The organism is Chitinimonas arctica (genome assembly GCF_007431345.1).
GTDB lineage: Bacteria > Pseudomonadota > Gammaproteobacteria > Burkholderiales > Chitinimonadaceae > Chitinimonas > Chitinimonas arctica.
Window position 1 is genome coordinate 1,375,342 of the sequence record NZ_CP041730.1, and the last position, 24,501, is coordinate 1,399,842.

The 24,501-nt window shown below is 63.0% G+C and carries 17 protein-coding genes and 3 tRNA genes; 4 read left to right on the forward strand and 16 right to left on the reverse strand.

Going from position 1 to position 24,501, the window contains the following annotated elements; all coding sequences use genetic code 11:
- Positions 1-5 precede the first annotated feature (5 nt).
- The 16 genes from FNU76_RS06095 to FNU76_RS06170 all read right to left on the reverse strand — a co-directional run bounded on the left by FNU76_RS06095 (position 6) and on the right by FNU76_RS06170 (position 22,118).
- Positions 6-1,274: an ABC transporter permease gene (locus FNU76_RS06095; protein ID WP_143856882.1), complete on the reverse strand. Its 1,269-nt coding sequence runs from the start codon at positions 1,272-1,274 to the stop codon at positions 6-8.
- Positions 1,271-2,695: an ABC transporter permease gene (locus FNU76_RS06100; protein ID WP_143856883.1), complete on the reverse strand. Its 1,425-nt coding sequence runs from the start codon at positions 2,693-2,695 to the stop codon at positions 1,271-1,273. The genes FNU76_RS06095 and FNU76_RS06100 overlap by 4 nt, the downstream gene beginning before the upstream one ends.
- A gap of 10 nt (positions 2,696-2,705) precedes the next feature.
- Positions 2,706-3,497 (reverse strand): outer membrane lipoprotein-sorting protein, encoded by a 792-nt coding sequence (locus FNU76_RS06105; protein ID WP_179958372.1) that lies wholly within the window; start codon positions 3,495-3,497, stop codon positions 2,706-2,708.
- A 74-nt stretch (positions 3,498-3,571) separates the two neighbouring features.
- Complete coding sequence (locus tag FNU76_RS06110) at positions 3,572-4,726, reverse strand: nitroreductase family protein (protein ID WP_143856885.1); 1,155 nt, start codon at positions 4,724-4,726, stop codon at positions 3,572-3,574.
- Positions 4,723-7,557: an aminotransferase class III-fold pyridoxal phosphate-dependent enzyme gene (locus FNU76_RS06115; RefSeq protein ID WP_143856886.1), complete on the reverse strand. Its 2,835-nt coding sequence runs from the start codon at positions 7,555-7,557 to the stop codon at positions 4,723-4,725. The genes FNU76_RS06110 and FNU76_RS06115 overlap by 4 nt, the downstream gene beginning before the upstream one ends.
- Before the next feature lie 58 nt (positions 7,558-7,615).
- Positions 7,616-8,788 (reverse strand): acyl-CoA dehydrogenase family protein, encoded by a 1,173-nt coding sequence (locus FNU76_RS06120; RefSeq protein ID WP_143856887.1) that lies wholly within the window; start codon positions 8,786-8,788, stop codon positions 7,616-7,618.
- Between the two features lie 111 nt (positions 8,789-8,899).
- Entirely contained in the window at positions 8,900-11,677 is a 2,778-nt protein-coding gene (locus FNU76_RS06125; protein WP_143856888.1) for a polyketide synthase, read from the reverse strand.
- Positions 11,677-13,269: an AMP-binding protein gene (locus FNU76_RS06130; RefSeq protein ID WP_143856889.1), complete on the reverse strand. Its 1,593-nt coding sequence runs from the start codon at positions 13,267-13,269 to the stop codon at positions 11,677-11,679. Before FNU76_RS06130 ends, FNU76_RS06125 begins: the two co-directional genes overlap by 1 nt.
- Positions 13,270-13,359: 90 nt before the next feature.
- Positions 13,360-15,261, reverse strand: coding sequence for an aminotransferase class I/II-fold pyridoxal phosphate-dependent enzyme (locus FNU76_RS06135; RefSeq protein ID WP_143856890.1), 1,902 nt, complete (start codon positions 15,259-15,261; stop codon positions 13,360-13,362).
- Between the two features lie 66 nt (positions 15,262-15,327).
- Complete coding sequence (locus FNU76_RS06140) at positions 15,328-16,434, reverse strand: Rieske 2Fe-2S domain-containing protein (RefSeq protein WP_143856891.1); 1,107 nt, start codon at positions 16,432-16,434, stop codon at positions 15,328-15,330.
- On the reverse strand, positions 16,431-16,697 hold the full coding sequence (locus tag FNU76_RS06145) for an acyl carrier protein (protein WP_143856892.1): 267 nt from the start codon (positions 16,695-16,697) through the stop codon (positions 16,431-16,433). Before FNU76_RS06145 ends, FNU76_RS06140 begins: the two co-directional genes overlap by 4 nt.
- On the reverse strand, positions 16,681-18,912 hold the full coding sequence (locus tag FNU76_RS06150) for an AMP-binding protein (RefSeq protein WP_143856893.1): 2,232 nt from the start codon (positions 18,910-18,912) through the stop codon (positions 16,681-16,683). The genes FNU76_RS06145 and FNU76_RS06150 overlap by 17 nt, the downstream gene beginning before the upstream one ends.
- Positions 18,913-18,939: 27 nt before the next feature.
- On the reverse strand, positions 18,940-19,482 hold the full coding sequence (locus tag FNU76_RS06155) for an acyl-homoserine-lactone synthase (protein ID WP_179958373.1): 543 nt from the start codon (positions 19,480-19,482) through the stop codon (positions 18,940-18,942).
- 267 nt (positions 19,483-19,749) lie between these two features.
- Positions 19,750-20,463, reverse strand: coding sequence for an autoinducer binding domain-containing protein (locus FNU76_RS06160; protein WP_143856895.1), 714 nt, complete (start codon positions 20,461-20,463; stop codon positions 19,750-19,752).
- Between the two features lie 735 nt (positions 20,464-21,198).
- Entirely contained in the window at positions 21,199-21,546 is a 348-nt protein-coding gene (locus FNU76_RS06165; RefSeq protein ID WP_143856896.1) for a KGG domain-containing protein, read from the reverse strand.
- Positions 21,547-21,866: 320 nt separating this feature from the next.
- Positions 21,867-22,118, reverse strand: coding sequence for an acetolactate synthase 2 small subunit (locus FNU76_RS06170; RefSeq protein WP_143856897.1), 252 nt, complete (start codon positions 22,116-22,118; stop codon positions 21,867-21,869).
- 780 nt (positions 22,119-22,898) lie between these two features.
- Here FNU76_RS06170 and moaA point away from each other — a divergent pair.
- The 4 genes from moaA to FNU76_RS06190 all read left to right on the forward strand — a co-directional run bounded on the left by moaA (position 22,899) and on the right by FNU76_RS06190 (position 24,479).
- On the forward strand, positions 22,899-23,909 hold the full coding sequence (gene moaA, locus FNU76_RS06175; protein WP_144280594.1) for a GTP 3',8-cyclase MoaA: 1,011 nt from the start codon (positions 22,899-22,901) through the stop codon (positions 23,907-23,909).
- A gap of 259 nt (positions 23,910-24,168) precedes the next feature.
- Positions 24,169-24,244, forward strand: a tRNA-Gly gene (locus FNU76_RS06180).
- Positions 24,245-24,274: 30 nt separating this feature from the next.
- A tRNA-Gly gene (locus tag FNU76_RS06185) sits at positions 24,275-24,350 on the forward strand.
- A 55-nt stretch (positions 24,351-24,405) separates the two neighbouring features.
- Positions 24,406-24,479: transfer RNA gene (locus FNU76_RS06190), tRNA-Cys, on the forward strand.
- Positions 24,480-24,501 lie beyond the last annotated feature (22 nt).

The following is a 24,501-nucleotide window of genomic DNA, read 5'->3' on the forward strand; positions in this document are numbered from 1 at the left end:
CCTTGTCAGCCATATCGGGTTGCCTCCACCGGCGCGAGCCGGCTGGCCTTGACGGCCGGATAGATGGTTACCAGCAGGGTCAGCAGCAGCACGAAGATCAGGCTGAACAGCAGCTTGCCGGGATAGATAAACGAATAGAAGCGGTCGGGCAGCAACACGCCGCCGGCCTCCAGGGTAGTGCCGAACACCTCCCGGAAATTCAGCCCCTCGGTGGCGAAGTGGTAGTGGCCGGCCAGGCCCAGGGTCGCCCCCACCGCGATGCAGAACAGCGCGAGGAACAAGGCCTCCCAGAACACCACCCGCACGACCAGGCCGGGACTGGCGCCCAGGGCCAGCATCACCCCGAATTCACGGGTGCGCTTCATCACCGAGATCAGGATGGTGTTGAGGATGGCGGCGGCCACCACGACAAAGACGATGACCATCAGCAGATACATGCCGGCCGCGTCCAGCGTCACCGCCGAGTGCAGTTCCGGCGCCACCTGGTCCCAGCGCAGCACCTCGTATTGGCTGGCGGGTAGCTCGCCGGCCAGCCTGGCCGCCAGCGCGCCGACCTGCTCGACATCCTCCAGATAGAGCGCCAGCATGCTGACTTCCCCGTCCAGCCGCGCCAGCCGCTGGGCATCGGCCAGGTCTAGTTCAGCCCAGAAAGCGTCCAGCTCCTGCATGCCGGTCTTGAAGATGCCGGTAACCTGGAAGGCTTCGCGCGATAGATCGGAACCGTTCTTCGGTTTGACGCTGAGCGTCACCCGGTCGCCCACCCCCACTTCCAGATTACCGGCCAATTGCTGGCCGATCACGATGCCCGGCAGTGCGTGCCTGGCCTGCCGTGGCGGCAGATCGGCCAGGCTCAGGCCGGACACGATGGACTTGCGGTCGGCGATGCGCGATACCCGTTGCTCGGCCGCCGGCTCCACCCCGGACAGGGTGATGGGTACGCCATTGGCGCCGGCCTGGATCAGGCCGTTCAGATGCAGGCGCCGCACCACGGTCTGCACTTCCGGTACGGTGGCCCGCAATTTTTCGACGGTGGCGACCGAATCGCGCATCAGTCTATCCAGCGCGGGATCGTCGTTATAGCCGCGCTGATAGACCAGCACATGGCCCAGGCCCATCTTGATACCGATATCGACCATGGCCCGATGGCCACCGTCGGAGAGGCCCTGGAACAAAATCATCAGGCTGACCGTGACGATGATCATGACCGAGGTCAGCAGGCTGCGCTGCCGATTGCGCAGCAGATTGCGGATGGCGAGTTTGCGTTCGAGTGTCATGCTGCCCTCATGCCCAGTGCCGGCGAAATACGCGCCGCCCGGATGGCCGGATGCAATGCCGCCAGGAGGGAAATGACCCACATGGCCAGCAAGGGAATCAACAAGCCGCCGGCGGTCAGGCGGGCCCGCAGGACCGGCGCCACTTCCACGCCGGACAAGCTGAATTCGCCGAAATGGCGGATATCCCAGCCGACCTGCTGCAAATAGAGAATCAGGCCCAGCCCCAACAACAGGCCGGTCAGCGAAGCCAGCAAGGTCAGCGCCAGGGTTTCCAGCAGCACCAGCGCGGTGACGCCGGGCGCCGACAAGCCCAGTGCCTTCATCATGCTCAGCTCCTTCTGTCGCTCCAGCACGCTCATCAGCATGGTGTTGAGCACGCCGCTGCCGGCGATCAGAAAGACAATGAAGACCAGGCTGCCCATCAGCATCCGATTGGAGGTGATCAGGGCCAGGATATCCGGCCGCAGCGCCGACCAATCCTGTACCGCCAAGGGCTGGCCATCCTTCAGCAGTTGCTGTAGCTGGCCGGCCAAGGCTTGCGCCTGTTGCGGTTGCCGCGCCCGGATGGCCAGCTCATGCACCTGCCCCGGCAAGCCCAGCATCTGCTGCAGATCGGCCAGGTGCAGCAGGGTACGGGTGCGATCCAGCAGGTCGGTGCCGGTGCGGCTGATGCCGACTACCTTGACCATGAGCGACAATTGCGCGCCCTGGGCGTTTTCATACAAGAGCGTCACCAGGTCGCCCGGCCTGGCGCCCAGATTGCTGGCCAGCTTGCTACCCAACACCACGGCCGGCGGCTGGCTGGGCGATGGTGCGATCTGCTCGACGATGGCCTGGGTCTGCGCAGCCAATCCGGCGGGTGCGGCGGTCTCCTTGCCGCCATCCAGGCGCTCCAGCTGGTCGAACGCATTGGCGATGGCCTGTTCGGTCAGCGCCTTGTCGTGCGCCTGCTGGGCCGCGCTCAACTGATGGCTGGCCGGCCACGGGGTGGCGGCCGGCGGCAGGAAATTGCCGGCGACGATCTGGCGCGGCAAGCGGGTGACCCGCCCTTCCGCGCCCGGCTCCACGCCCAGCAGCTGCACACCGACGGCGCGTTGCCGGAAACTGAGATAGGCCCAGCCATACAGCCGGCCGCTGACCGCTTCGACACCGGCTTGCGAGGCGATGCGCTGGCTTACCGCCGGCGCTTCCGACACGGTCTTCAGCAATTGGCGGCGACCGAGGTAATCGGGATGGTGGACCTGGATATGGCCCAGCTGGCCGTCGGTGGTGCCGTTGATCAATTCGGCGCTTAGTCCCTCCATGATGCCCAGCACGGCGATACACATGCCCACCCCCAGGGCGATACCGGCCCCGGTGATCAGCGTGCGGCGCCGGTTGCGGCCCAGGTTGCGGAAGGCGATCCTGGCGATGGCGTTCATCCCGTCTCTCCTACTGCAAGGCGCGTTCGCCGAAATTGTCGGCGGACACCTTCACGTTGAATTTGAGCTTGCGATATTCGATCTCGGTGAATTCGCCGGCCTTGGCAGGCACCCGCATGGTGAGACGCGTGGGCACGGTCTTGCCGTCCATCGCCTTCAGCTCGGAATAGACCAGGCTGCGGGCGGCCTGCGCATCGTCGGCGCGCTGGAAGTAGTCGAGCTGGCGTGGATAGGCTTGCTGCTGGTTATCCAGATAGAGTTGGTAGATCACCTTGCCCCAGGCCACCGGCGCCGTCGGCTTGGGGCTCAACTTGACGGTATAGCGCTTGACCGCGCCCAGTCCTTCTTCCTGGCCGGCCTGCTGCTGCAGCAACTCATACTCGTAGTGGCGCGACAGATCCGTTTCGCGCATCAGATCGTCGTTGCTGAAATGGCTGCCCATCCAGCTATCGCCCAGCATGGAGCTGCCCATCACGGTGACCCTGCTGTTGCGCGGGTCATAGAAGCTGATCTTGTCGTCCACCTTGACCGTGGCATTGCCGCGCCACAGCGCCGGTCCCAGCATCTTGATCAGGACCTTGTTCGAGGCGCTGCGATCATCGGTCAGCACCATCAGGTCATAGTCGCGCTGGTAGGCTTCCTTCTTGATCTTCATATTCATGATGGCGGCCGAGGTGTCGCCGCGCAGGATGGTCTCGGCCTGCTTGATCCATTGCGCCAGCGGCGGCGCGTCGGGGGCGGCGGAAGCGGTGGCGCAAAGGCCGAGCGCGAGCGCGAGGGAATAGATGCGATACGAAGCCATGCGTGTATTCCAACAAGTGGGAGTGGAGGGCGCCGCACAACCGAATGGCGGCCGGCGGGGTGAAATGGAGGGATTCAACATAGGAGCGGCTCGACCGTGCGCCGATAGCGGAACTGCATGGCCGGCGGCGCGATCGGCTGCCCCAGGCGAGCGAAGAACCAGACTTCGTTCGGCTCGGCCAGCAGGCATTCCAGCCGTTCGCGTATCTCGCCGTGCTGCAGCACCACGCTGACCGGGTGCAGCGCCAAGCCTTGCTCGGTCGCCGCCAGCCAGTGGGCCAGCATCGCTTCGCCGGCCAGGACCTGCTGCTGGGCGGCCGCGCCGGCATCGCCGGAATAGCTGAGGTAGCACAGCGATGCGCTGCGGCCGACCAACTCGCCCAATTGGCTGGCAATGCGGCCGGTAAAGCCGCAGCGAGCGCTGAGCGGCACCAGCGCCGGGGCCAGCGCGCAGCGATACAGCCAACGCTTCCAGCGCGGCAGCGGGCCGGTCAGTTGCTGGATATTGAAGCCGTCGCCCTCGATGCTGCCGCTGCGGGCGGAGAAGTCGATAAAGCGGTAGGTCTCGGCCCAGGCGCGGGCATCGCTGAAATCACGTTCGGCGTACTGCCCGACAAAACGGGCCAGCCGCTCGATATCCGCTTCATTGTCGCAATGCCGCCAATGCAGCAAGGCGCTGGCCTGCAGGCGATACGGCAGCGCCGCTTCCGGATGCAACGCAGGCGTGCCGCGCTGCGGCCGCATATAGGGCGTACGCAGGGTGCGGCGTGCCTCGACCGTTTTCTGCAACCTGGCCAGCGTCACCGGCTGGGCGTCGCCTTGCTCCTCCCCCACCAGCAGCACCAGCAGCGGTTCGCAACCGTCCAGCCGCTGTGCGCCCAGATCGGTCAAGGCGCAACCGAATTCCGGCACCAGGCGCGCTTCGACCGCCAGCCCCTGCAAGCGCAGGAAGTTGTGGAACAGGGTGGCAAAGGCACCGATGCTCATCCGCATTTCCCGCTGCAAGCTGGGCAAGGCGGATAGGCAGCGGGCACGGTCCAGCCCCAGCACCAGTACCTGCCTGAGCGGGTGGCGCGAACCGGCCGCCAGATCCAGGTTGGCGTAGTAGAACTCCGGCGAGAACACCCGTACCAGCCAGGGCTGGCAGTTATGCGAAGACGGCGCCAGCCGTGCCAGATTGGCGGCATGGCGGATCTTGTCGCTAAGGGTCATGGCGTCGGACCGGCTCAAAACACGCTCACCAGTTTTTCCTTATGCAGTTCAAAGCCGTGCATACGCGCCAGGGCTTCGATCTCGCGCACCTGGCGGGTAGTGACCGCGCCCTTGCTGAAGTCCGACTTGATCCCGGCCAGCCCCAGCAGCAGCGTTTCACCGGCGCAGGCGTAGACCTGGCCACGGCCGAGCTGGATGCCGGGCAGGTCGAACTCGGGATTGTGCGGCAAACCCACCACCCCGCCGCGAATCAGCCGCAGACCGTTGGCCTGGCTGGGCAGGTCGCGCACTACATCGCCGGGAATGGCGATATCGCTGATCAGCACCGGCTTGTGGTCGGCGAAATGGCTGGCATCCAGGAAGGGTTTGCTGCTGTTGGAAGCACTGACGACGATATCGGCCTGCCGGCAGGCGCTCGTCTCCTCGCTGCACACCAGCCGTCCCTCCGCCATCAGGCAATCGAATGCGGAGGCACGGGCCTGGACCGCATCGGCACCATCGCGCAAGGCCCGTTGATAGTGCTGCACGAAGCGTTGCTTGAAAGGGCCGCCATGGGTCGCTTCGCCATCGGCGTGTTCGCTCAGGTCGAGCAGGACATATTCGGCGACCGCCGCCAGGCGCGAGGCGGCGCCCGTCCGGCCCACCAGGCTGAGGCGAGCGCATTCATGGGCGACCAGGGCGGCATGCACCATGCCGATATTGCCGGTAGCGCCCACCACCGCCACATGCGCCTCGGCCAGGTCGAGGCCATGCGCCTGGGCGGTGTGGCGCAGGGTAGCCAGGCTGGTGGCCACGGTCAGCGCATTGCCGGAGGTGACGGCCGGGAACTGATGGTCGAACTCGCTGCAGTTGGCCGTGACGATGGAGGTGTAGCCGCCGAAACCGACCATGGAACAGCCATCCTGGCGAGCCAGCTCATAAGCGCTCAGTACTTGCTTGCGGATGCTGTCGGACTTGTTGAAGCGGATATCGTCCTCGATCGTTTCGGCATCCATCAGGATGCCGTACAGCACGATCTCCACCTGCTTGCCCAAGGGCGAGCGTACCTGACGGCGGACGATGCGCTGCGGCTCCAGCGCTGCCTGGATCTGCTCGCGCAGGCGGCCCAGCTGCTCCTCGTCGAAGGCGGCCAGGGAAGGGTCCCATTCCACCAAGCTGGCGCTATCGATCAGATGGGCGATAAATCCGACCTTTTCCATCGCTTCGCCGCCATCCGGCTCGCGCCGTGGATGGGCCAGCGGCGCGGCTGCCGGCAGGGGCTGGCTGCCGGACTTGCCCGGTTCGATCAAATAGGCCAGCAGGCCGGATACATCCTCGCCGGCCAGCTCCCGGCAAAGGGCATCGAGGCCGTCGTGCACTTGCTGAATGTACTCCGGCCGGAAATAGGCCGATGGCTCCAGGCGCAACACGCCTCGCTTGCCCAATGAGGGCAGGACGCGGATCTGCCGGCGGTGCAGCAGATAACCGGCGCATATCATGCTCAGCATGCCGTCCTGGGCCAGGCTGGCCAGCACGGCGGACGGATGGTCGGCCAGCTCGTGCAACTCGACACCCAGCATGGCGCCCTTGCCGCGCACATCCTTGATCACCCCGGGCCATTTGCGCTGCAAGGCCCGCAGCATCTCGAGCAAGGCGTTACCCAGTTGGGCGCAGCGGGCCGGCAGGCCATCGCGTTCGATGATCTCCAGCGTGCGCTTGGCCACGGTGGCCGACAAGTCGTCCTCGGCAAAGGTCGAGCTGTGCAGCATGCTGAATTCATTGCGGTAGCGATCGGCGGCAATGGCCAGGGCCGATATCTTGGCGTAGCCCCCGCCCAGCGATTTCGAGAAGGTCAGGTAATCGTTCGGCAGACCTTGCGCCTGGCTTTCCACGAAGCTGCCGGAGCGGCCCAGGCCGCATTGGATCTCGTCGGCGATGATGGCCACTTCGGGATGCTCGGCCTTGACGCGCAGCAGCAGGGCACGCCGTTCGGGACTCAATTCGATGATGCCGCCCTCGCCCTGGATGGGTTCGTAGATCAGCGCCGACATGGTGTTGAAGTACTTGGTCTCCAAGCGCAGCGGGGCGAAGGCGAATTGGTGGTAGCACTGGCGCCGGTCCTGCAGCAAGGCTTCGAAAGCGGCACAGTCGTCTATGAATACCGCGTCGGCGTTATTGCGGATAAACGGCAACCGGGCGTCGCGGTTCCAGGTCAACGCCAGCGAGCCACGGGTCTTGCCGTGGAAAGCGCCCTTGAAGGCGGCCACGAAGTCGTTGCGGTTGAAAGCCTGCTGGTTGCGATGCGCCAACGCGGTCAGCAGGGCATCCAGATCTTCCAGCGGCTCTTGCTTGAGCACGCGTTCGCATTGCTGCAGAAAGTCGTCGTCGATTTCCAGCTCGCCCCGCTCCAGCTTGATCTGCAAGGTCCGCACGGTGGCCGTCGCCGCCTCTGCCATCGCCTGCAGGCGGCGGCTGTATTCGTACTGGGCATGCTTGAGCGCCGCTTCCACCGCCTCGGTGCCGGTATTGAGCACGACAATCCGATAGTCGCGCCCGCCATGCTGTTTCAGGCTGTGCGCCAAGGTATCGCGCAGCATGGCGGTCTGGCCGCGCCGCGAACCCTGCACGTGGATGGGCCGGCCGGCCGCCACGCACTGCTCCAACACCTGGCGGATTTCGCTGTTGTTATGCCCCAGCAAGGTGGAACCGAAGCCCCCCACCAGATCCAGCACCGGCGTGGTGCCTTCGCCCTCGTCGCCGTCCTCCATATAGAGCAGGTCGCCCTCGGCCCGGCTGAAATCCACCAGCAAGCCGGCGGCCTGCAACAACGCTTCCTTACCCATCACACTTTGACCGACCAGCTTTTCCATCTTTTCTTCCTCATCAAGCTTGGGGCGCGGCGTCAGTGCGTGCCGCGTATCGTTTTGTTTATTCGTCTTTGTCCTGCCGATAGGCCGCCGCCAGCCGCAGCTGGCGGGCCAGGTTGTTCTTCAGCACCTCGCTGGTACCGGAAAACACCTGGGCAGGCATGGCGTTGCGCAGCTGCCGCTCGATCTCGCCGCTGAGAATGCCTTGCGCGGCATGGATCTGGACGGCGGCCAGGCTGTTCTGCACGCAGGCGTCCGATACCAGCAGCTTGGCCATCGCGGCCGCACCGTTGTCGGGCTTGCCCTGGTCCAGCTGCCAAGCCGACTTGTAGAGGGCCAGCCGCGCCGATTCCAGCCGCAGGGACATATCGACGAGCTTGTGGCTGACCGCCTGGTAGCCGGCGATGGCCTGGCCGAACTGATGGCGCGATTCGCTCCGTGCCACGCACAGCGCCAGCTGGCGCTGCATCACGCCCAGGTAGAGGGCGAACAGGCAGGTACGCTCCCAATCCATCGAAACCTGGAAGATCGGTCCGCCGCTGCCCTCGGCGCCGATACGGTCCTGTTCCGGAACCCACACATGTTCGAAGCGGATATCGCCCATCGCGGCGGTGCGCAGTCCCAGTTTTTCGTGCGGAACCGGGCTGATGCTGACGCCGGGAGTATTGGCGGCGAGGATGAAGGTGCTGAAATCGAAGTAGCGGTGACCCGGGCCGGTGCGGGCATGCACCAGCAGGAAATCCGCCACCGGGGCATTGGTGATGTAGCACTTGCTGCCGTTGATCACGTAGCCCGCACCCTCGCGTACCGCCCGGGTCTGCATGGCGAACACATCCGAGCCGGCTTCCGGTTCGGTGATGGCATGGGCGCCGATCAGTCCCTGCTGGATGCGCGGCAGCCAGCGGTCCAGCTGGGCAGGGCTGCCGTGTTTGAGCAAGGGTTGCAGGCAGGCGCACAGATGGGCGGCCAGGCCGAAAATCAGTCCGCTGTCCTGGCAATGCCGACCCAATGCCTCCAAGGCCAGGGAAGCATCGAAGGCACCATAGCCGCGCCCGCCCCGCTCGCGCTCGATAAACAGGGTATCGAAGCGATGCCGGTGCAGTACCTGCCAGAGCGGCCGCGAAAACTCGCCCGCCAAGTCACGCTGCTGCAGCTGCGGGTCGGCCAATTGCGCGGCGAGTTCGCCGATTTCCCGCTGGATGGCGGTTTGCTGATCGTTCAGTGAAAAATCCATGGCTCACTCGATGGGAAGACTCAAAAATTTGTGAAGCCTGAAAGCTCAGTTCAGCACCAGGGAAACCCGGGTGTTAACCAGCCGTGAAATATCAACGTTTCCTTCGCTTTTTCATTCCACTCCCCCCGCCCTCGCCGCCGCGAGGGAGCCTCGCTGACGCTCGAACAGTGACTCGTCCAGAGGCTCCTTGGGCGTTGCCGCGCTGGGAGAAGACTCCAGCAGCAAGTGGAAATTGATACCGCCGGTGCCAAAGGCATTGACCGCCGCCCGCCGAGGGCCGGCCACCGGCTCGGGCCAGGCTTGCGCGTCGGCAAGCGGATCGAAGCCGAGCTCCGCCAGCTGCAAGTGCGGATTGATGGGCGGCCGCAGGCGGTTGGCCGGCAGCCAGCCGCGTTCCATGGCCAGCACCACTTTGATGACGCTGGCCATGCCGGCTGCCGCGAAACAGTGGCCGAAACGGGTCTTCAGCGCGCCGAGCGGACGGCTACGGTCCGGCAGGGGCCGGTAGACCCGCGCCAATGACGCGATCTCGACCTGGTCGCCGATGCGGGTACCGGTGCCATGGGTTTCGATAAAGTCGATGTGGTCGCCGTCATAAGCCACTTGGTCGAGCGCCCGCTGCATGGCTTTGATCTGGCCTTCGCTATTGGGCGCGATCATCGATTTGCTGTCGGTGCAGCCGGCCAGGGCCGTAATCAGCGCCCGCACCGGCGGGCCGTCGCCGGCACTGAGCGGACGGCGGCTCAATACCAGGGTGGCGGCGCCGTCGCCGGGGGTGAAGCCGTTGGCCTCGCTGCTGAAGGTGGCGATCAGGTCGGGCGCCAGCATGCGCTGCGAGGAACAGAGGCAGAGGTCATTGATATTGACCGGCAATTCCACCCCGCTGACCAGGGCCAGATCGCAGCGGCCGGCCCGCAGGCTATTGACCGCCAGGTCGATGGCCGCCAGCGAACCGGCACAGGCCGCCTCGACCGCCACGCATTGCGCTTGCAGGCCAAATTGTTCCGCCACCAGGCGGCTGATACCGCTGGCCGCCAATTGCTCCAAGGCAGGGATATGGGCGGCTTGCTGGGCCAGGCGGCAGGCGACCGCGACCAGGCCGGCGCGGATGGCCGCATCGGACAGGCCTTGCATCACCGCGGTCTTGCGCAGGCTGTCTTCCACTTGCAGGCGGAAGTATTTGCAGGCGGCCAGCTTTTCGGCCGCCAAGGTCAGATTGGAGGCCGTCACGGCCAATACCCGCCCACCTAGCAATCGTCCCGCCAGGCCTTGGGCCGCCTCTTGCGCGGCGGTGCTGGCCGCCAACTGGGGCGCGCCGTAGCCCTGGCCGGCCAGGTCGGCCTGCACCCGCTCCAGCCATCCCAAGGGCAGTGCCGAGGCGCGGCCGATGTAATAGCTGCCCGGCTCCGCCGGATCGTCGTGGCGATACACCTGCGGCAGGAAGCGTGGCCCTTCCAGTGCGCTGAAGCTGTCGGCCGGACCGACCAGATAGTCCCAGTACTCGTCCAAACCCGCCGCCTGGCCGAAACAAGCTCCCATGCCCAACACGGCGATGTCCGCCCGATCCACGGCGGGTGCGGCTTCGACCGCGCCCGGAAACTCGCTGCTCAAGCGCACACCGAAGGCGCTGCCGCGCAGATCCTCGCCGGCTACCAGGGTGGCGATCCGGCCCTCGCCCAGCGGGATGGCCTGGCTGGGCAGCAATAGATTGAGCAGATCGTTGAAGCGCCGCGCCACCGGCTCATCGGCCGTGCGCGAAGGGGGAACCTGGCGATGGCGCATCACCAACAGCGCCTTGACCAAGCCGGTCAACACGCTGGCGGCATAGGTATAGCCGGTGGTGTTCTGCGCCGCGCCCCAGTAGCACATGCGCAGCGGGTCGCTGCGATAGACGGCGGCGGCCGTGGCGGCCAGCATATTGGCGTAGCGTGCCTCGCAGCAGTTGCGCAGCATATCGACGTAGACCAGGTCGCGATCGCATAGCGCCGTCCGTTGTGCCGCCAGGCCGGCTTCGTCACCGGGCTGGCAAGCGTAGAGGCCGTCCAGATAGGCCAGCGCACGCGGCTCCGGCGCGTGGCAAGCCTTCAATACCAGGGCGCAAGCACCTTCGCCTATGCCGCCCAAGCCATCCTCGGCAAACGTCGCCCCCTGTTGGCGAACGGCAATGCCCTGGCTGGACAGCACATCCAGCATCAATTCGGATTCCACCCCCTGGGCAGCCAGCAACAGCACCGCCCGCGCCCTGCCCTGCCGCAGCGATTCGCATGCGGCCAGCAGCGCCTGGATACCGGCCCCATCCAGCGATTCCAGCGCCATGGATTGACCGCGCAACTTGAAGAATGCTGCGATGCGGGCCGGGATGGAGCTGGCCATCTCACCGACCTTGTCATGCGAAGTGGCCGAGAAATCCCGTTGCAGTCCCTGCCTCAGTTGCGCGGCCAGGCGCTCGGACGGATCGCCCGCCGACGGCCCCCCCAACGTTTCCGCTTCGCCTTCCGCCACGGCGGCAGCGGCGAACTCCACCGCCAATTGCTGTGCATGGATGCGGGCGAAATTCTCATAGCCGCGATTCAAACCAAAGCCGGTGCAAAAGATCACGTCGGTGAATTCGGCGTCGATACCGCCCTCGGCCAGACCGGCTTGCTCCAAGGCCTGCTGGGCCATTTCGAACAGATGCAGCTGGATGGTATTGATGGAATCGCGATAGATGGGCGGGATGCCGAATTGGGCCAAGCCGGCCTGGACCGGCCCCATGCGCCGTAGCGCTTCGGTTGCCGGTGCGGGTGCTTGCAGCCGCTGCCAAAAGGCATCGGGGTGTTCAATGCCGCCATACCGGCAGGCCATGCCCACCACGGCCACGCTCGCCTGGGTCACGGAAGCTTGCGGCATCAGGCGCTCACCAGCTTGTCGGCGTCGGCCAGGGCACGGTAATCGATCTTGCCGTTGGCGTTCTTGGGCAGCGCTTCCAACCGGCACAAGCCGTGCGGAATCATGTACTTCGGCAGCCGGGTGGCACAGAAGGTCTTGAGATCGGCGATACCGATCGCGACATCGGCATCGCGGGTGGCCAGATAGACCATCAGCCGCACGCTTTGGCCCTGCTCGGCCACCACCGCCACCTCGGCGATATCCGGATGGGTCGCCAACACCGACTCGATCTCGCCCAGCTCCACCCGATAGCCATTCAGCTTGAGCATGCGGTCGATCCGGCCGTGGTACACCAGGATGCCGTTGCGATAGGAACCATAATCGCCGGTGGCATGCTGGTTGAGCAGATGGTTCTCGGCATTGGCCGGGTCGTGCCTGCGCCAGTAGCCCGGCGTCACGCAGGCGCCCGCCACCCAGATCTCGCCGATATGCCCATCGTCGGTGCCCAAGGGGTCGCCCTCCTTGTTGCGCAGCCAGACTTCTGCGCCACGGATGGGTTTGCCGATGGGCAAGGGCGAAGCGCTGAGCAAGTCGGCCTTCGTCACCTTGTGAAACAGACAGACATTGGTCTCGGTCGGCCCATAGAAGTTGTACAGCTGGCAGGTAGCCGGCAGGTAGCGGGCCAGCGACTGCAATTGCGGCATCGGCATCACTTCGCCGGCAAAGATGACATGGCGCAAACGCAGCGGGGCGACCGCATCCCAGATGCCGGCCCGGCTGATCAGCGCCAGCAGCGAGGGCACGGTATAGAGCACGGTAATGTCCTGGTAGCGCAGGATGTCGGCCAGCCGGCTGATGGCTTGCTGTTCTTGCTCATGGCTGACATAGACCGCCGCACCGTGACGCAGGCTGCCGAATAGATCGAAGGTGCTGAGATCGAAATTGAAGCTGGCGATATTGAGCAGGCGGTCTTCCCGGCGTAGCCCCAGCTCCTCCCCGCACCAGTTGATGAAATTAGCCAGATTGCGGTGGCTGAGCTGCACCCCCTTGGGCTTGCCCGTCGATCCCGAGGTATAGAGGATGGCAGCCAGGCAATCCGGCGCTACCGGCTCGCCGGCAGCCAGGCTCAAGCCCCGCTCGTACAAGGACGCGTCGTGCAAGACCAGCAGCCTGGCATCGTCCAGCTGGGGCGCGGCTTCGCCCTCGGCCAGTAGCAGCACCAGCCGTTCGACACAATCGGGCACGCCCAATAGCTGCAGTTCGGCAAGGTGGGCCGAATCGACGATCAGCACGCGCGCCTCGGCATCTTCGACGATACCCGCCGCCCGGTGCACCGGTTGGCCACCGTCCAGCGGTACATAGCAGGCGCCCGCATACAGGCTGGCCAGGATGGCCATGGCGTAGCGATTGCCCTTGCTCATCCAGATCGCCACCCGTTGCTGCGCCATCCCCGCCAATTGCTCATCCGCCAGCGCAGCGACCCAAGCCGCCGCCTGTCCATAGGAGACCCCCCCTTCCGCCAGCAGGAACACATCCTCCGGGCGGGTACGGGCATAGTGCGCAAGGGCTTGGTGCACGGCGCCGGCCGGTGCGAAATGACGGTTCTGTTCCATTACGATCTTCCCGAGGAGTCGGGCCCGGCGATGGCCCGGTATTGAAGTCGATACCAGCCCGCGCCGCCGCGCGGGCCGTCAGGCGTTTCTCTAGTGCTTGGCCAGCAGTTGGTTTTCGTGCGCCGACTCGGTAAAGATGGCGATGGCCTGGTCCAGGTCTTCCTGGGTATGGGTGGACAGCACGCTGATACGCAGGCGGGCATCACCCACCGCTACCCCCGGGAACACCACGGTCTGGCAGAACAGGCCACGCTGGCGCACCGAGCGGCCCATGGCCATGGTCTTCTGCTCATCGCCGATCACGATGGGGATGACCGCGCTTTCGCTGTGCTCGGTATTGAAACCGGCTGCCTGCAAGGCACTGCGCAGATAGCGGATATTCGCCCACAGCTTGGCCAGCCGTTCCGGCTCCTGCTCCATCAACTCCACCGAACGGATCAAGCCGGCCGCCACGCCGGCCGGGATGGTGGCGGCGAACACATAGGAGTTGGCGTAGAAGCGCAGGTAGTCGATCACCTCGCGGTCGCCCACCACGAAGCCGCCCATGCCGGCCAGCGCCTTGCTCATGGTGCCGACCTCCAGGTCCACTTCATGGCACAGGCCGAAATGCTCGGCCGTACCGGAACCGCGCTTGCCCAGCACGCCGGTGGCGTGGGCATCGTCGATCAGCAAACGTGCGCCGTACTGCCGGGCAAGTTCCACCATCTGCGGCAAGCGGGCGATATCGCCATGCATGCTGAATACACCGTCGGCCACGATCAACTTGCCACCCGAGCGGGCATCGGCCTTTTGCAAGGCGGTTTCCAGCGAGGCCATATCGTTGTGCTGGTAGATGCGCCGCGCGGCACCGGACAGCTTGCAGCCGTCCTGGATGCTCATATGGTTGTACACATCGCTGATCACCGTATCGTTGCCGCCCAACAAGGCCGAGATCACGCCGACATTGGCGGAGTAGCCGGATGGGAAAACGATGCAGGCCTCCCGCCCCTTGAATGCGGCCAGCTTGGCTTCCAGCTCCAGGTGCAGGGTATTGGTGCCGCCGATCAGGCGACAGCCGGTATTGGTCGCGCCATAGCGCTGGGTGGCATCGACGATGGCCTCGATCACACGCGGATCGTTGGCCAGTCCCAGGTAGTTATTGGATGCGAACATCAGGAACTCGCGTTCCATGCCGCTGAATTCGTCAAAGATCACCGCCCGGTTGGTACAGGCGCTGCGGAAGGGCATGCCGTACCAGAACAGGCCCTTGTCGGTGCGGTCACGCAGGAAGGGAGCGAAGCGATCCACTTTGGCAAACAGATCGCGGCTGCTGTCGCCGACGAAATCGCGCATGGTGAGCTTGTCGAAATCGACCTGTTCCTCGGCTACCGGCACCTTGTCCGCAACGACGTCCGCCGCCTCGGCCACGGACAAGCGGTCGGACGCGCCATCCAGCAGAGGATGGCGGCTGAATCGCTCGATCAGGCACCCCAGTGTCTCCAGACCTTCCGCGTCCACGGTAGCCGGCAGGCTGAACAGCTTGTTCAGATCGCCCACGATATAGGCCAGCATGATGGAATCGACACCCAGTTCTTCCTGCAACAGCGCTTCCGGCGGCAGATCGGCCAGGGCGTACTGGGTATGCTGCCGGACCACGTCCAGCACCACGGCACGCCCGATCGCATAGGCATCCACCGGCATTTCGCCCTGCCCTTCCTCGGCCTGCAGCCGTGCCAGTACTTGCGCGGCATCGCTACGCAGTGCATAGGGGCTGAAGCGTTCGATCAGCATGGCCAAGGTTTCCACGCCCTGGATACCGATGGTCTGCGGCACCTGGAACAACTTGTTCAGATCCGCACCGATGGTGGCGATCATGATCGAATCGATACCCAGCTCCTCCTGCAATAAGGCAGTGGCGACCAGATCCTCGGCGGCGTAGCGGGTGTGCGTCCTGACGACGCTGAGGATCAGTTCTTCCTTGTCCGATCGCGAGGCGATGGCTTGTTCGTTCATTGCGCAGTCCTTGTGCGTTGGCCGCGCCGGCCATGCGGGCAGCGGCGCGGTAGGTAATAGCGAAGCTCAGAGAGAGTTGGTTTCCAGCGGCGAATCGGCGGCCTGCGGCACCAGCTGGATCGGAATGGTCGGCGCTGCCGGCGCCGGACGATTCTCGGCTGCATCACGGATCAGCTTGTCGCGCAGGCGCAGGTAGTAGGCGTTGACCTTATCGACCGGAATCAGGTTATTGGCCTTCAGGCTGGAGGCACGCGGCCACTGGCCTTCGATGGCTTCCAGGTCCTTCGCCTGCTGGATAAAGCGCTCCATGCGGCACATCATCCAAGGTCGCAGACGGCGCCAGAGTGGGATGGGCAAGGGTTTGAAGAAGGGGAACAGCAAGTCCTTCTTCGGCTCCTGGTAGCAGAAGCAGACCCAGGTGTTCTCATCGTCGATGGGCGTGGCGACCAGATAGACATCGAACACGTCATTGCGGATCTGCACCAGGTTGGGCATCAGCACATCCACGCCGATGCGCCAGCCGCGCTGCCAGGGGAACTTGGCCTCCAGCGTTTCCTGGGCCGAACGATCATCATCGGGACGCAGGATAAAATCGCTGGTGATCAAATGGCCGTCGATGGAACAGCGGAACTCGTCCACCCGGCCGCCCTTGGGGTCCCAGATATTCAGGAAAGAGCCCTTGTGCACGAAAGGCACGTGGTACACCTCGCAGACGCTTTCGACGTAGCGGGTGTAATGGATGGGCGCATCCCAGCCGTACAGGGAGGTGAAGCCCTTGTACTCGGAGAAGTTGGTGAACATCGGCACTTCGGGATAGCTGTCCTGCGGCTCGCCATTCCAGAGCCAGACCAGGCCATGCTGTTCATGCACCTTGTAGGACGGCACCTGCATGGTGCGGGGAATGACGCCGCACTTGCCCAGTACCGGCATGTGCACGCATTTGCCCTGCTGGTCATACTGGAAGCCGTGGTAAGGGCAGGCGATGGCGTCGCCATGCTGCTTGCCCTTGCTGAGCAAGACCCCCTTGTGCGCACAGCGATCCTGCAGGCAGGCGACCTGCCCCTCGGTGTCGCGGTACAGCACCAGCTTCTTGCCCAGCCGCATGATGCCGACCGGCTTGTCGCGCTTTACATCCTGACCACGTATTACGGCGTACCACTGGTTGGGTATCATTTTCCGCTCTCTCCGTCAGCCAATCTAAAGATCAATTCCTCCAGCCTGACCACGCTGTGAAAATTCGCCGGGTGAATCTCCTCCAGGGGAATCCGTATCCGGTACTCCGTCGATATGAAATCGACGATGTCGAACACCGAGACGGAATCGAGGATATTCAGCTCCATCAGCGGCGTTTCCACCGTCAGCTGCTTATCGCCGTCCAGAAAGCTGCGCGAGATAAAACCCAGCAGCTTTCCGGAGAAATCATGTAGGGATGGCATAGTTGTCCTGGCTTGGAACGGTGGATGCGATGGCCTCGTCAGGGCCGCTCGGGTCGCGCGTCGGCTGGGCGGGCGAGATCGGACGCAACCCGCCCAGGCGGAAGATCTCGGTCGCCAGCATGGCTGGGGTATTGAATTGGTAGAGCGCTTCCGGCGACACCAGCACACCGTGCTCGGTTTCCAGGGCGGACAGGATGTACAAGGCCGCGACCGAATCCAGCCCCAGCGCGGCAAATTGATCGTCGGCGTGGATATGCGCCAGGCTGCAGCGATTGAGCTTGGCGACCATGGCCCGCAGCCATAGGCAGATACCGTCCTCGCTGGCCAGGTCCAGCCGGGCGAGCGCCAGCTCGGCGGCCTGGTCGTGCGTGCCGGCCGCATCGCTGCCGGCCTCGCTCCAGCTGTAGTAGCTGCTCAGGCAGCCATTGAGGTAATCGCCCTTCAGCGCCACGCGTTGCAGCTTGCCGGACGAGGTCAGCTTGACCGTCTTGCGGGGGACAAAAATGATCTTGTCGGCCTTGACGCCAAACTTCTGGATCAGCCGCTGATTGATGACCGCCACCAGCGCGGCGAAATCCATCTCGGCCTGGCGTGCTTCGATGGCCAGAATCAGCTGCTCGCGCTCGCCTTCTTCCACCGCGAACGCCACCGCCCGGCAATGCTTGAAATCGGTGCAGACGACGGCGGCCTCGTATTCAAGATCCTGCGGGTAGAAATTGACCCCGCGGATAATGATGACTTCCTTGAGCCGGCCCGTGACATACAGCTCGCCGTCGGCCAGAAAGCCCAGGTCGCCGCTGCGCATATAGCGGCCGGTCCGGCCGGCGATCTGCTGGCCGAACTGGTGCCGCGTCTTGGCCGGGTCATTCCAATAGCCCTGCGCGACGCTGGGCGCGCTCAACCAGATTTCGCCGATCTCGCCATCCTGCAATTCGACCCCCAGCTGCGGATCGACCACCCGTACATCGAAGGAGCGGTGCGGCCGGCCGCTGCTGACCAGGTAACGGCTTTCCGGGTCGGATTCGGGCAAGGCGCTGAGCTGGTTGCGGCCCAGCAAGCGGGCGCTGACGCTAAGCGATTTGAAATGGGTATCCAGCGGCTTGCCGGAAACCATCAAGGTCGCTTCCGCCATGCCGTAGCAAGGGTAGAGCGCTTCCGGCCGGAAGCCTGCGCGGGCAAAACGCTCGGCAAAGCGCTGCATCGTGTTGTAATTGATCGGCTCGGCACCGCAGAAGGCAATATTCCAGCTGCTGAGGTCCAACTGCTCCAACTGGCGGTCGCGAATATTATTGACGCACAGTTCGAAGGCGAAATTCGGCCCGCCGCTGCTGGTGCCCCGAAAGCGCGATACCGCTTCCAGCCAGCGAAACGGACTGCGCAGTACCAGGTTGGTCGGCATCAGCATGGTGGAAAAGCCGGCGCAGACCGGCTGCAGGATGCCGCCCACCAGGCCCATATCATGGTAAGGCGGCAACCAGATCACCGAGCGGCTGACCCCGGCGCGATGGCCGAAGCAGGATTCGATCAGGCGCGAGTTTTCCACCAGATTGCGGTTGCTGACGATCACCCCCTTGGGCTTACCGGTCGAGCCGGAGGTGTATTGCAGCATGGCGATATCGTCGGGATTCGCGCTGAAATCGCTGAAGCGCCCTGGTCGCTCGCCCAGGCAGTCTTCCATGCTGAGCCAGCGCAGGCCCTTCAGCGCCTGGTCCTGGTCGAGATCTTCCAGCATGGTGGCAAGACAGGCCAGATCGGTAATGACGATCGGGTCCTCCAGATCGCGCAGAATCAGCTTGAGGCGCTCGCGCTGCAAGGGATTGCGCGGCGGAAAGGTCGGCACCGCGATGGCGCCGGCGGCCAGGCAGGCATAAAAGGCCGCCACGAAATTCTTGCCCTGCGGCAACACCAGCACCACCTTCGCCTGGCCTTCATCGTCGGCCCGCAGCACGCTCTTGATCGAATGGGCGATGCGGGTAACCAGGACTTCCAGTTCGAAATAGCTCAGCACCTCTTCCTGTTCGGCATCTTCGCCGAGCACGGTGTAGACCATCTCGCGCGGGGCATTCTCGACGCGGTATTTCAGCAGATCCAAAAAGGTATGGCAGTCGGACACTTGCTGGCCATGCGGGCGACGATAGCCGGCCATCACATCATCAGCCGCAAGCAGGTCGTCGGCTCCAGTCATCAGCTGGATGGGGATTTCGCTTGATGTCATCGGGGCACTTTCGAGGTTGTAGCCAAATCAGGAATGGGCGCGAGGCCGGACATCTATCCAACAGGCGATAACGGGATTGCCGTCCACCAATACCGGCGAGCCGGCCCGGTCGGCGCTGAATCCGGCCTTGCGCAATAGCCGCTCGACGCCCAACGGCGAGACCGTGATGATGCGGCGGGCACCGCTGCCGGCTGCCCGCTCCAAAGTCGCGCGTAAAAGTTCTATGGCGTTGGGTGAAGAGAATTGCCCGAGCGGCAACTTGGCCGGACTGACATCGGCGCAAGCCGCCGCGCTGAAATCCACCGCCGCGAAACGAGACAACTCCCAGATATCGGGCGAGTTGGGTACGGGCAGATCCCCCAGCAATTGCGGAAAAATCTCACCCAGCAGGTAGGGACGAGTGGTAGGAAGGAGACGAGCACCACCGACGACTTGACCTTCGAAATCTTGAGCGACTATATAAAGTGTATCGGGCCGATCAAATTGATCGAACTCCAGCCCGTCTTGGCACTGCAACTGCCAACCAAGCTTTTCCACGAAGACTCGATGTCGGTAACGGGCGAGTCCCATGAACAAGCCTGACGGTAAATGGTCAGGTCTTCCGGTTACGATTTGCACCACTACCTCCTAATAGAGCGCTTCTATACGAGCGTCTTGGGGCACTATTGAATCGGTCTCAGGCTTTTTACGTAACTACCAATTCTGGTGGGCCAAGGACATGGCTGGAACTTATTTCGGTAACGATGAGCTGCTAGGAACGCCACCAAAAAAGGTAGGGAGACCGTGGTGGGAAACAAAAAGCGGCGCCCTGCGCCGCTTACGGAGTGACTTTGCTGCTCAGTTGAGAAAGCCCATCATGGCGGCCCGCACCACCGCCGCGGTCTTGTTGGACGCATCGAGCTTGGCCACCGCGTTCTTGATGTGAAAATTCACGGTGTTTTCCGATAGCGACAAAATGGCCGATATCTCACCGGCGGTCTTCCCGTCGGCTGTCCACTTCAGTATCTCCACCTCGCGCTGAGTCAAGCGTACCTTGACCTCGATCCCCAGCTTGGGCGCCAGAATACGCGTCAGCGCATTGTGCGAGGTCTGCACCAGCCAGCGCATTCGCAACTCCTTGCTCTGCAGCTCCTCCGCCGTGATCGGTCCGCTGGAGCGGGCCAGCGTCAGCATGCCGCCCACGCCATTGGCCGTGCAGCTCGACTGCGCCCATCCATGGCGCAAGCCAAAGGCCTGTGCCTCGTCCCACATCTCGGCTACCGAAGCGAACACCTGGTCCGACCAGATAATCGGGGTCTGCGAATGCTGGCCATGCAGCACCGTCGCATCCCGCCGCAGATATCCCTGCTCCTGGTAGCGCTGCTGCCAGGCCACGGGATAGTTGTTCAGGATGATCATTTTGGGATTCGACAACGGCAGCGGCACGCGCAAACCGTAGGCGCAATATTCGAAACCCAAGGCGACCGCCGCGATTTCGATCTGCTTGAACAAGGCATGCTCGCAATTGAGCCCCTCTTGTGCGGACAGCAGGTCCTTTTGCCAATTCTTCATCTTCCCCCCAACTGGTTTATCCGGCCATCCTCGGCCGGCTAGCTGCGTGCCTGGCTTACCAAGCGCGACAGAACGTACCCCGTTTTTTACTGCACAGCTTTTTTGCGCTGTTTATCTATCGAGCGTTGCAAAACGACCACGCCATGGCGTCCTCCCGCCCAGGACGGCATGTGCAATCCAACGTAAAAACCTTACAAGACAAGCGGACGACGGGAACAGGGCAAGAGGGGAAGTTGCATAAACGACGCGCAGGCGTGATCGCAACCGATGCAAAGAACGGCTGGACTCCCACGCATACCTGGGACCGGCGAGCGCAAGAATAGGCAAGCCAGGCGCTCGACCACGGCTCAGCCTGCACAAGACCCACTTGTACAGAACCATTGCGGCCTGGATATCGGCCATGACTTTTCCTCCCCCCATTGGCGCGGCCATCTCGCTTGGGCGAGTGCAGCCGCGATGCAGGAGAACCGCACCGACACCCTCAAGGGGCTTTGCGCCGGTGCGAAATAAAATGGGTCTAATGCCCAATAGAGTAAAAACTACTTGCCGAAAAGTACCACCAAGATCACGACGTGAACAGCGCTTTCCGGCTTATCAACCTATTAATATTCAGGTATTTGGCGTTTTTCTAAACAAGGTACGGTTTGCCGAATGCCGGCAAAGCAGTTGCCCGTGGCACCCAAAACCGTGCCGTTCACTCATCCAGACCCAACAATAAAATGCCAGGCAGCGGCCTTAGTTGTCGGAACGGCCTTGCTTATCCAGTCGACCGCGTTTCGCGGTATCGTCGACATGAATCGCGCCGCTCTTATCATTCGCTGACTTGGTATCGGCCAGCTTCTGCTTGGCGGCCCCGCGACGCTGGCCGCCCTTACGGCCGATATCCGCCATATGCGAACGATTGGCGCTGACCGCGGCACCACCCTTGCGGCCCGCCTCGCGCGCCTCGGCCGAATCGAACTCGTGGGCGGTTCCTTTGGAATGGGCGGCCTGGCCGCCCTTGCTGGCAATTTCGCGTTGCTTATTTTCGTCCATCGATGCAAAACCGCGCTTGGACGTCCCATTAGAGGTATCAGAAGTCATTGCATTTCCTTTCATCAAGTATGTAATGCCTAATTCATTGCGGTGCGAGGGCCATTCCTTTCACGCTTCTTGGCACAGGCTAGGCAAGGGGTGGCAAACAACGTGCCCACCCCCAGGTGACTTCACAAAAGATCGTCCGGAAACCACTTAAACAATTGATTTGACATCTTCCCCCGCCACTCGCCAACGCTCGCCGGCTTGAAGCCGGAAAGGGGGGGCTTCCTACGGCGGGGCCCGGCCGCATCGAGTAACTTTTACCGCCCCCGCCCCCCGCCCGCGTCCAGACACCGGATTCCGGCAGTTGGCATCCTCATCCATCGCTATAGCAGCACCCGCACACCTTCGCCGCGCATAGCCAGCGAGCGCACTTCCACCAACTTGGCCAGCTGCGCCACCAGGCTAAAGAGCGAACGGCCACTTTCCACCTCGATGACGACATCCATGCAGCCTTCGCCCTGCGGCAGTAGCGCCTCGAAGCGCCGCACGGCAAAACCACGATGACGTACCACGCGTAACACGCGTTCCAACGCATCGCTATTGTTATCGACACTCAAGTTCAGTTGCTTGGGCATGGTCTTACTCCAGGGCGGGGATTAGTCGTACTGCAAGGCGGGCCGAAAATGACGAAGCCCCCGATCTCTCGACTCGGGGGCTTCGTCTGGCATTCGGCAGTGGGTATCTGTTCTAGCTTCCCCTCCGCGCAAGCACCAACGCGCCCCATGATCGAATCATCATGGTGCGTTTAATGGTTTTGGTCAGCGCGAAAGCTTGGAGAGACATAGTATTGTTGCGGCGCAAAATTAAAACAGACGACCAGACTGTACCTGCTAGGCAGCCAAGCTGGCAAGTACGCAATGAGCAGTATGTTGCCGACCCACCATGACGTTGCTGGCCGCGCCATTTTGGTGCAGGCTCGCCTCGAAACGGCGCGATCAAGGCGGATAAGCCTGCGCCGCGCAGCTACCTCGCTTCGTATTTCCGCTTTGCATATCAACAGCTTGAATCACGAACTGCGCGGATACATCGGACCCACCGTTGCCTGGCACACTTGCTGCATTGCAATATGCGGGCAGCCCACTTTCGAGGAAGTGGATCACTGCCAGGTTCGTTGGGGAGTCTGACTGGTAGCCCACATCCGCTGAACCGGCTTAGCGCCCTCCCGCCACGGCAGGAAAGGGCATCGATCCGGTTGGAATGGATAGATAGCTACGGAAAGGCGTGAAGACGCCGATCCGACAACAACGGCGTCCCCACGTGGAGATATCCGCTTGGGGACGCCGTCTTTTTTTCCAGTCACCGCATGGCGGCGTAAACTGATGAAAGCAATGCGCACCGACATCGACCAAGCGATGATGAACCCTATCCCCCTCCCCTCCGCCCCAGCCGCCAGCCTGATCGACGCCCACGGTCGCCGCATCGACTATCTGCGCGTATCGGTTACCGACCGTTGCGATCTCCGCTGCAGCTACTGCCTACCCAAGGGTTTCAAGGGTTTCGAAGAACCTGCTCATTGGCTGACTTTCGAGGAAATAGAGCGGGTGGTGGGCGCATTCACCCGCTTGGGCGTGCGACGAGTCAGGCTGACCGGCGGCGAGCCGCTGCTGCGCCACCAATTACCGCAGCTGGCCCACAGACTGAATGCCTTGCCGGGACTGCTCGACCTGTCGCTCTCCACCAATGCCACCCAATTGGTCCGGCACGCCGACGATCTCAAGGCTGCCGGTATCCGGCGCCTGAACGTGAGCCTGGATTCGCTGGACCGCGGCCGCTTTGCCGCCATCGTAGGGCGCGACATACTGCCGAATGTGCTGGCCGGCCTGGATGCCGCCGCCGCCACCGGCTTCTCGCCGGTCAAGATCAATATGGTGGTGCAGGCCGGCGTGAACGACGACGAAGTGGAAGCCCTCGCTGCCTATTGCATGGCGCGCGGTTTTATCCTGCGCCTGATCGAAGCCATGCCGGTCGGCGACACCGGCCGCAACAGCGCCTTTGTCGATCTCCAGCAGGTGGTCCAACGCCTGGCCAGGCAATTCGACCTCAGCCCCTCCGCCATCGAACTGGGCGGCGGCCCGGCCCGCTACTGGCAAAGCCAGGATGGCCGCTTCACCCTGGGCGCCATCACACCTATCTCGCAACATTTCTGCGCTACTTGCAATCGCGTTCGGCTGAGTGTGGACGGCACCCTTTATCTCTGCCTGGGTCAGGACGACAAGCTTGAACTTCGCCCCCTGCTACGTGCCGGCATCGACGACCAGCAACTGGAACAAGCCATACGCGACGCCATCCAGCGCAAGCCCGAACGGCATGAGTTCCGGGAACAACCGGGCAAGATCGTGCGTTTTATGGCCGCAACCGGTGGATAGACGGTAGGCGCGCGAATTTTTTCGCATTTGCGTGACGCTCCCCAGCGATTGCCGCCTGGAGATCGGCGCAAAGCGACCTTAAGCGGCAACTTCATCAAAAATTTTTGTGGGTGCCCGCCTTTTTAGGAACAGATACTTAGCGTCGATTCTTAAAAAAATTGGCCTGTAGCCTGCCTCCCGGCTGAAAACACGCTTGACAGTTTTTTTTCGACCCCTATAATGGCGGCTCTTCGTAACACACGAAGCGAAACGAAACGAAGCGGGAGTAGCTCAGTTGGTAGAGCGCAACCTTGCCAAGGTTGAGGTCGAGAGTTCGAGACTCTTCTCCCGCTCCAAGTTTTGCTGCTAAAGTGTGTGACGGAAATGCGGGAGTAGCTCAGTTGGTAGAGCGCAACCTTGCCAAGGTTGAGGTCGAGAGTTCGAGACTCTTCTCCCGCTCCAGATAATGCCAAAAAAGGGAAAGCGACAAACTTTCCCTTTTTTGTCTGTAGCTAACGGCGGGTTAGCAAAATGGTTATGCAGCGGATTGCAAATCCGTCCATCCCAGTTCGATTCTGGGACCCGCCTCCAAAGAATCAATGATTTAGCCCGC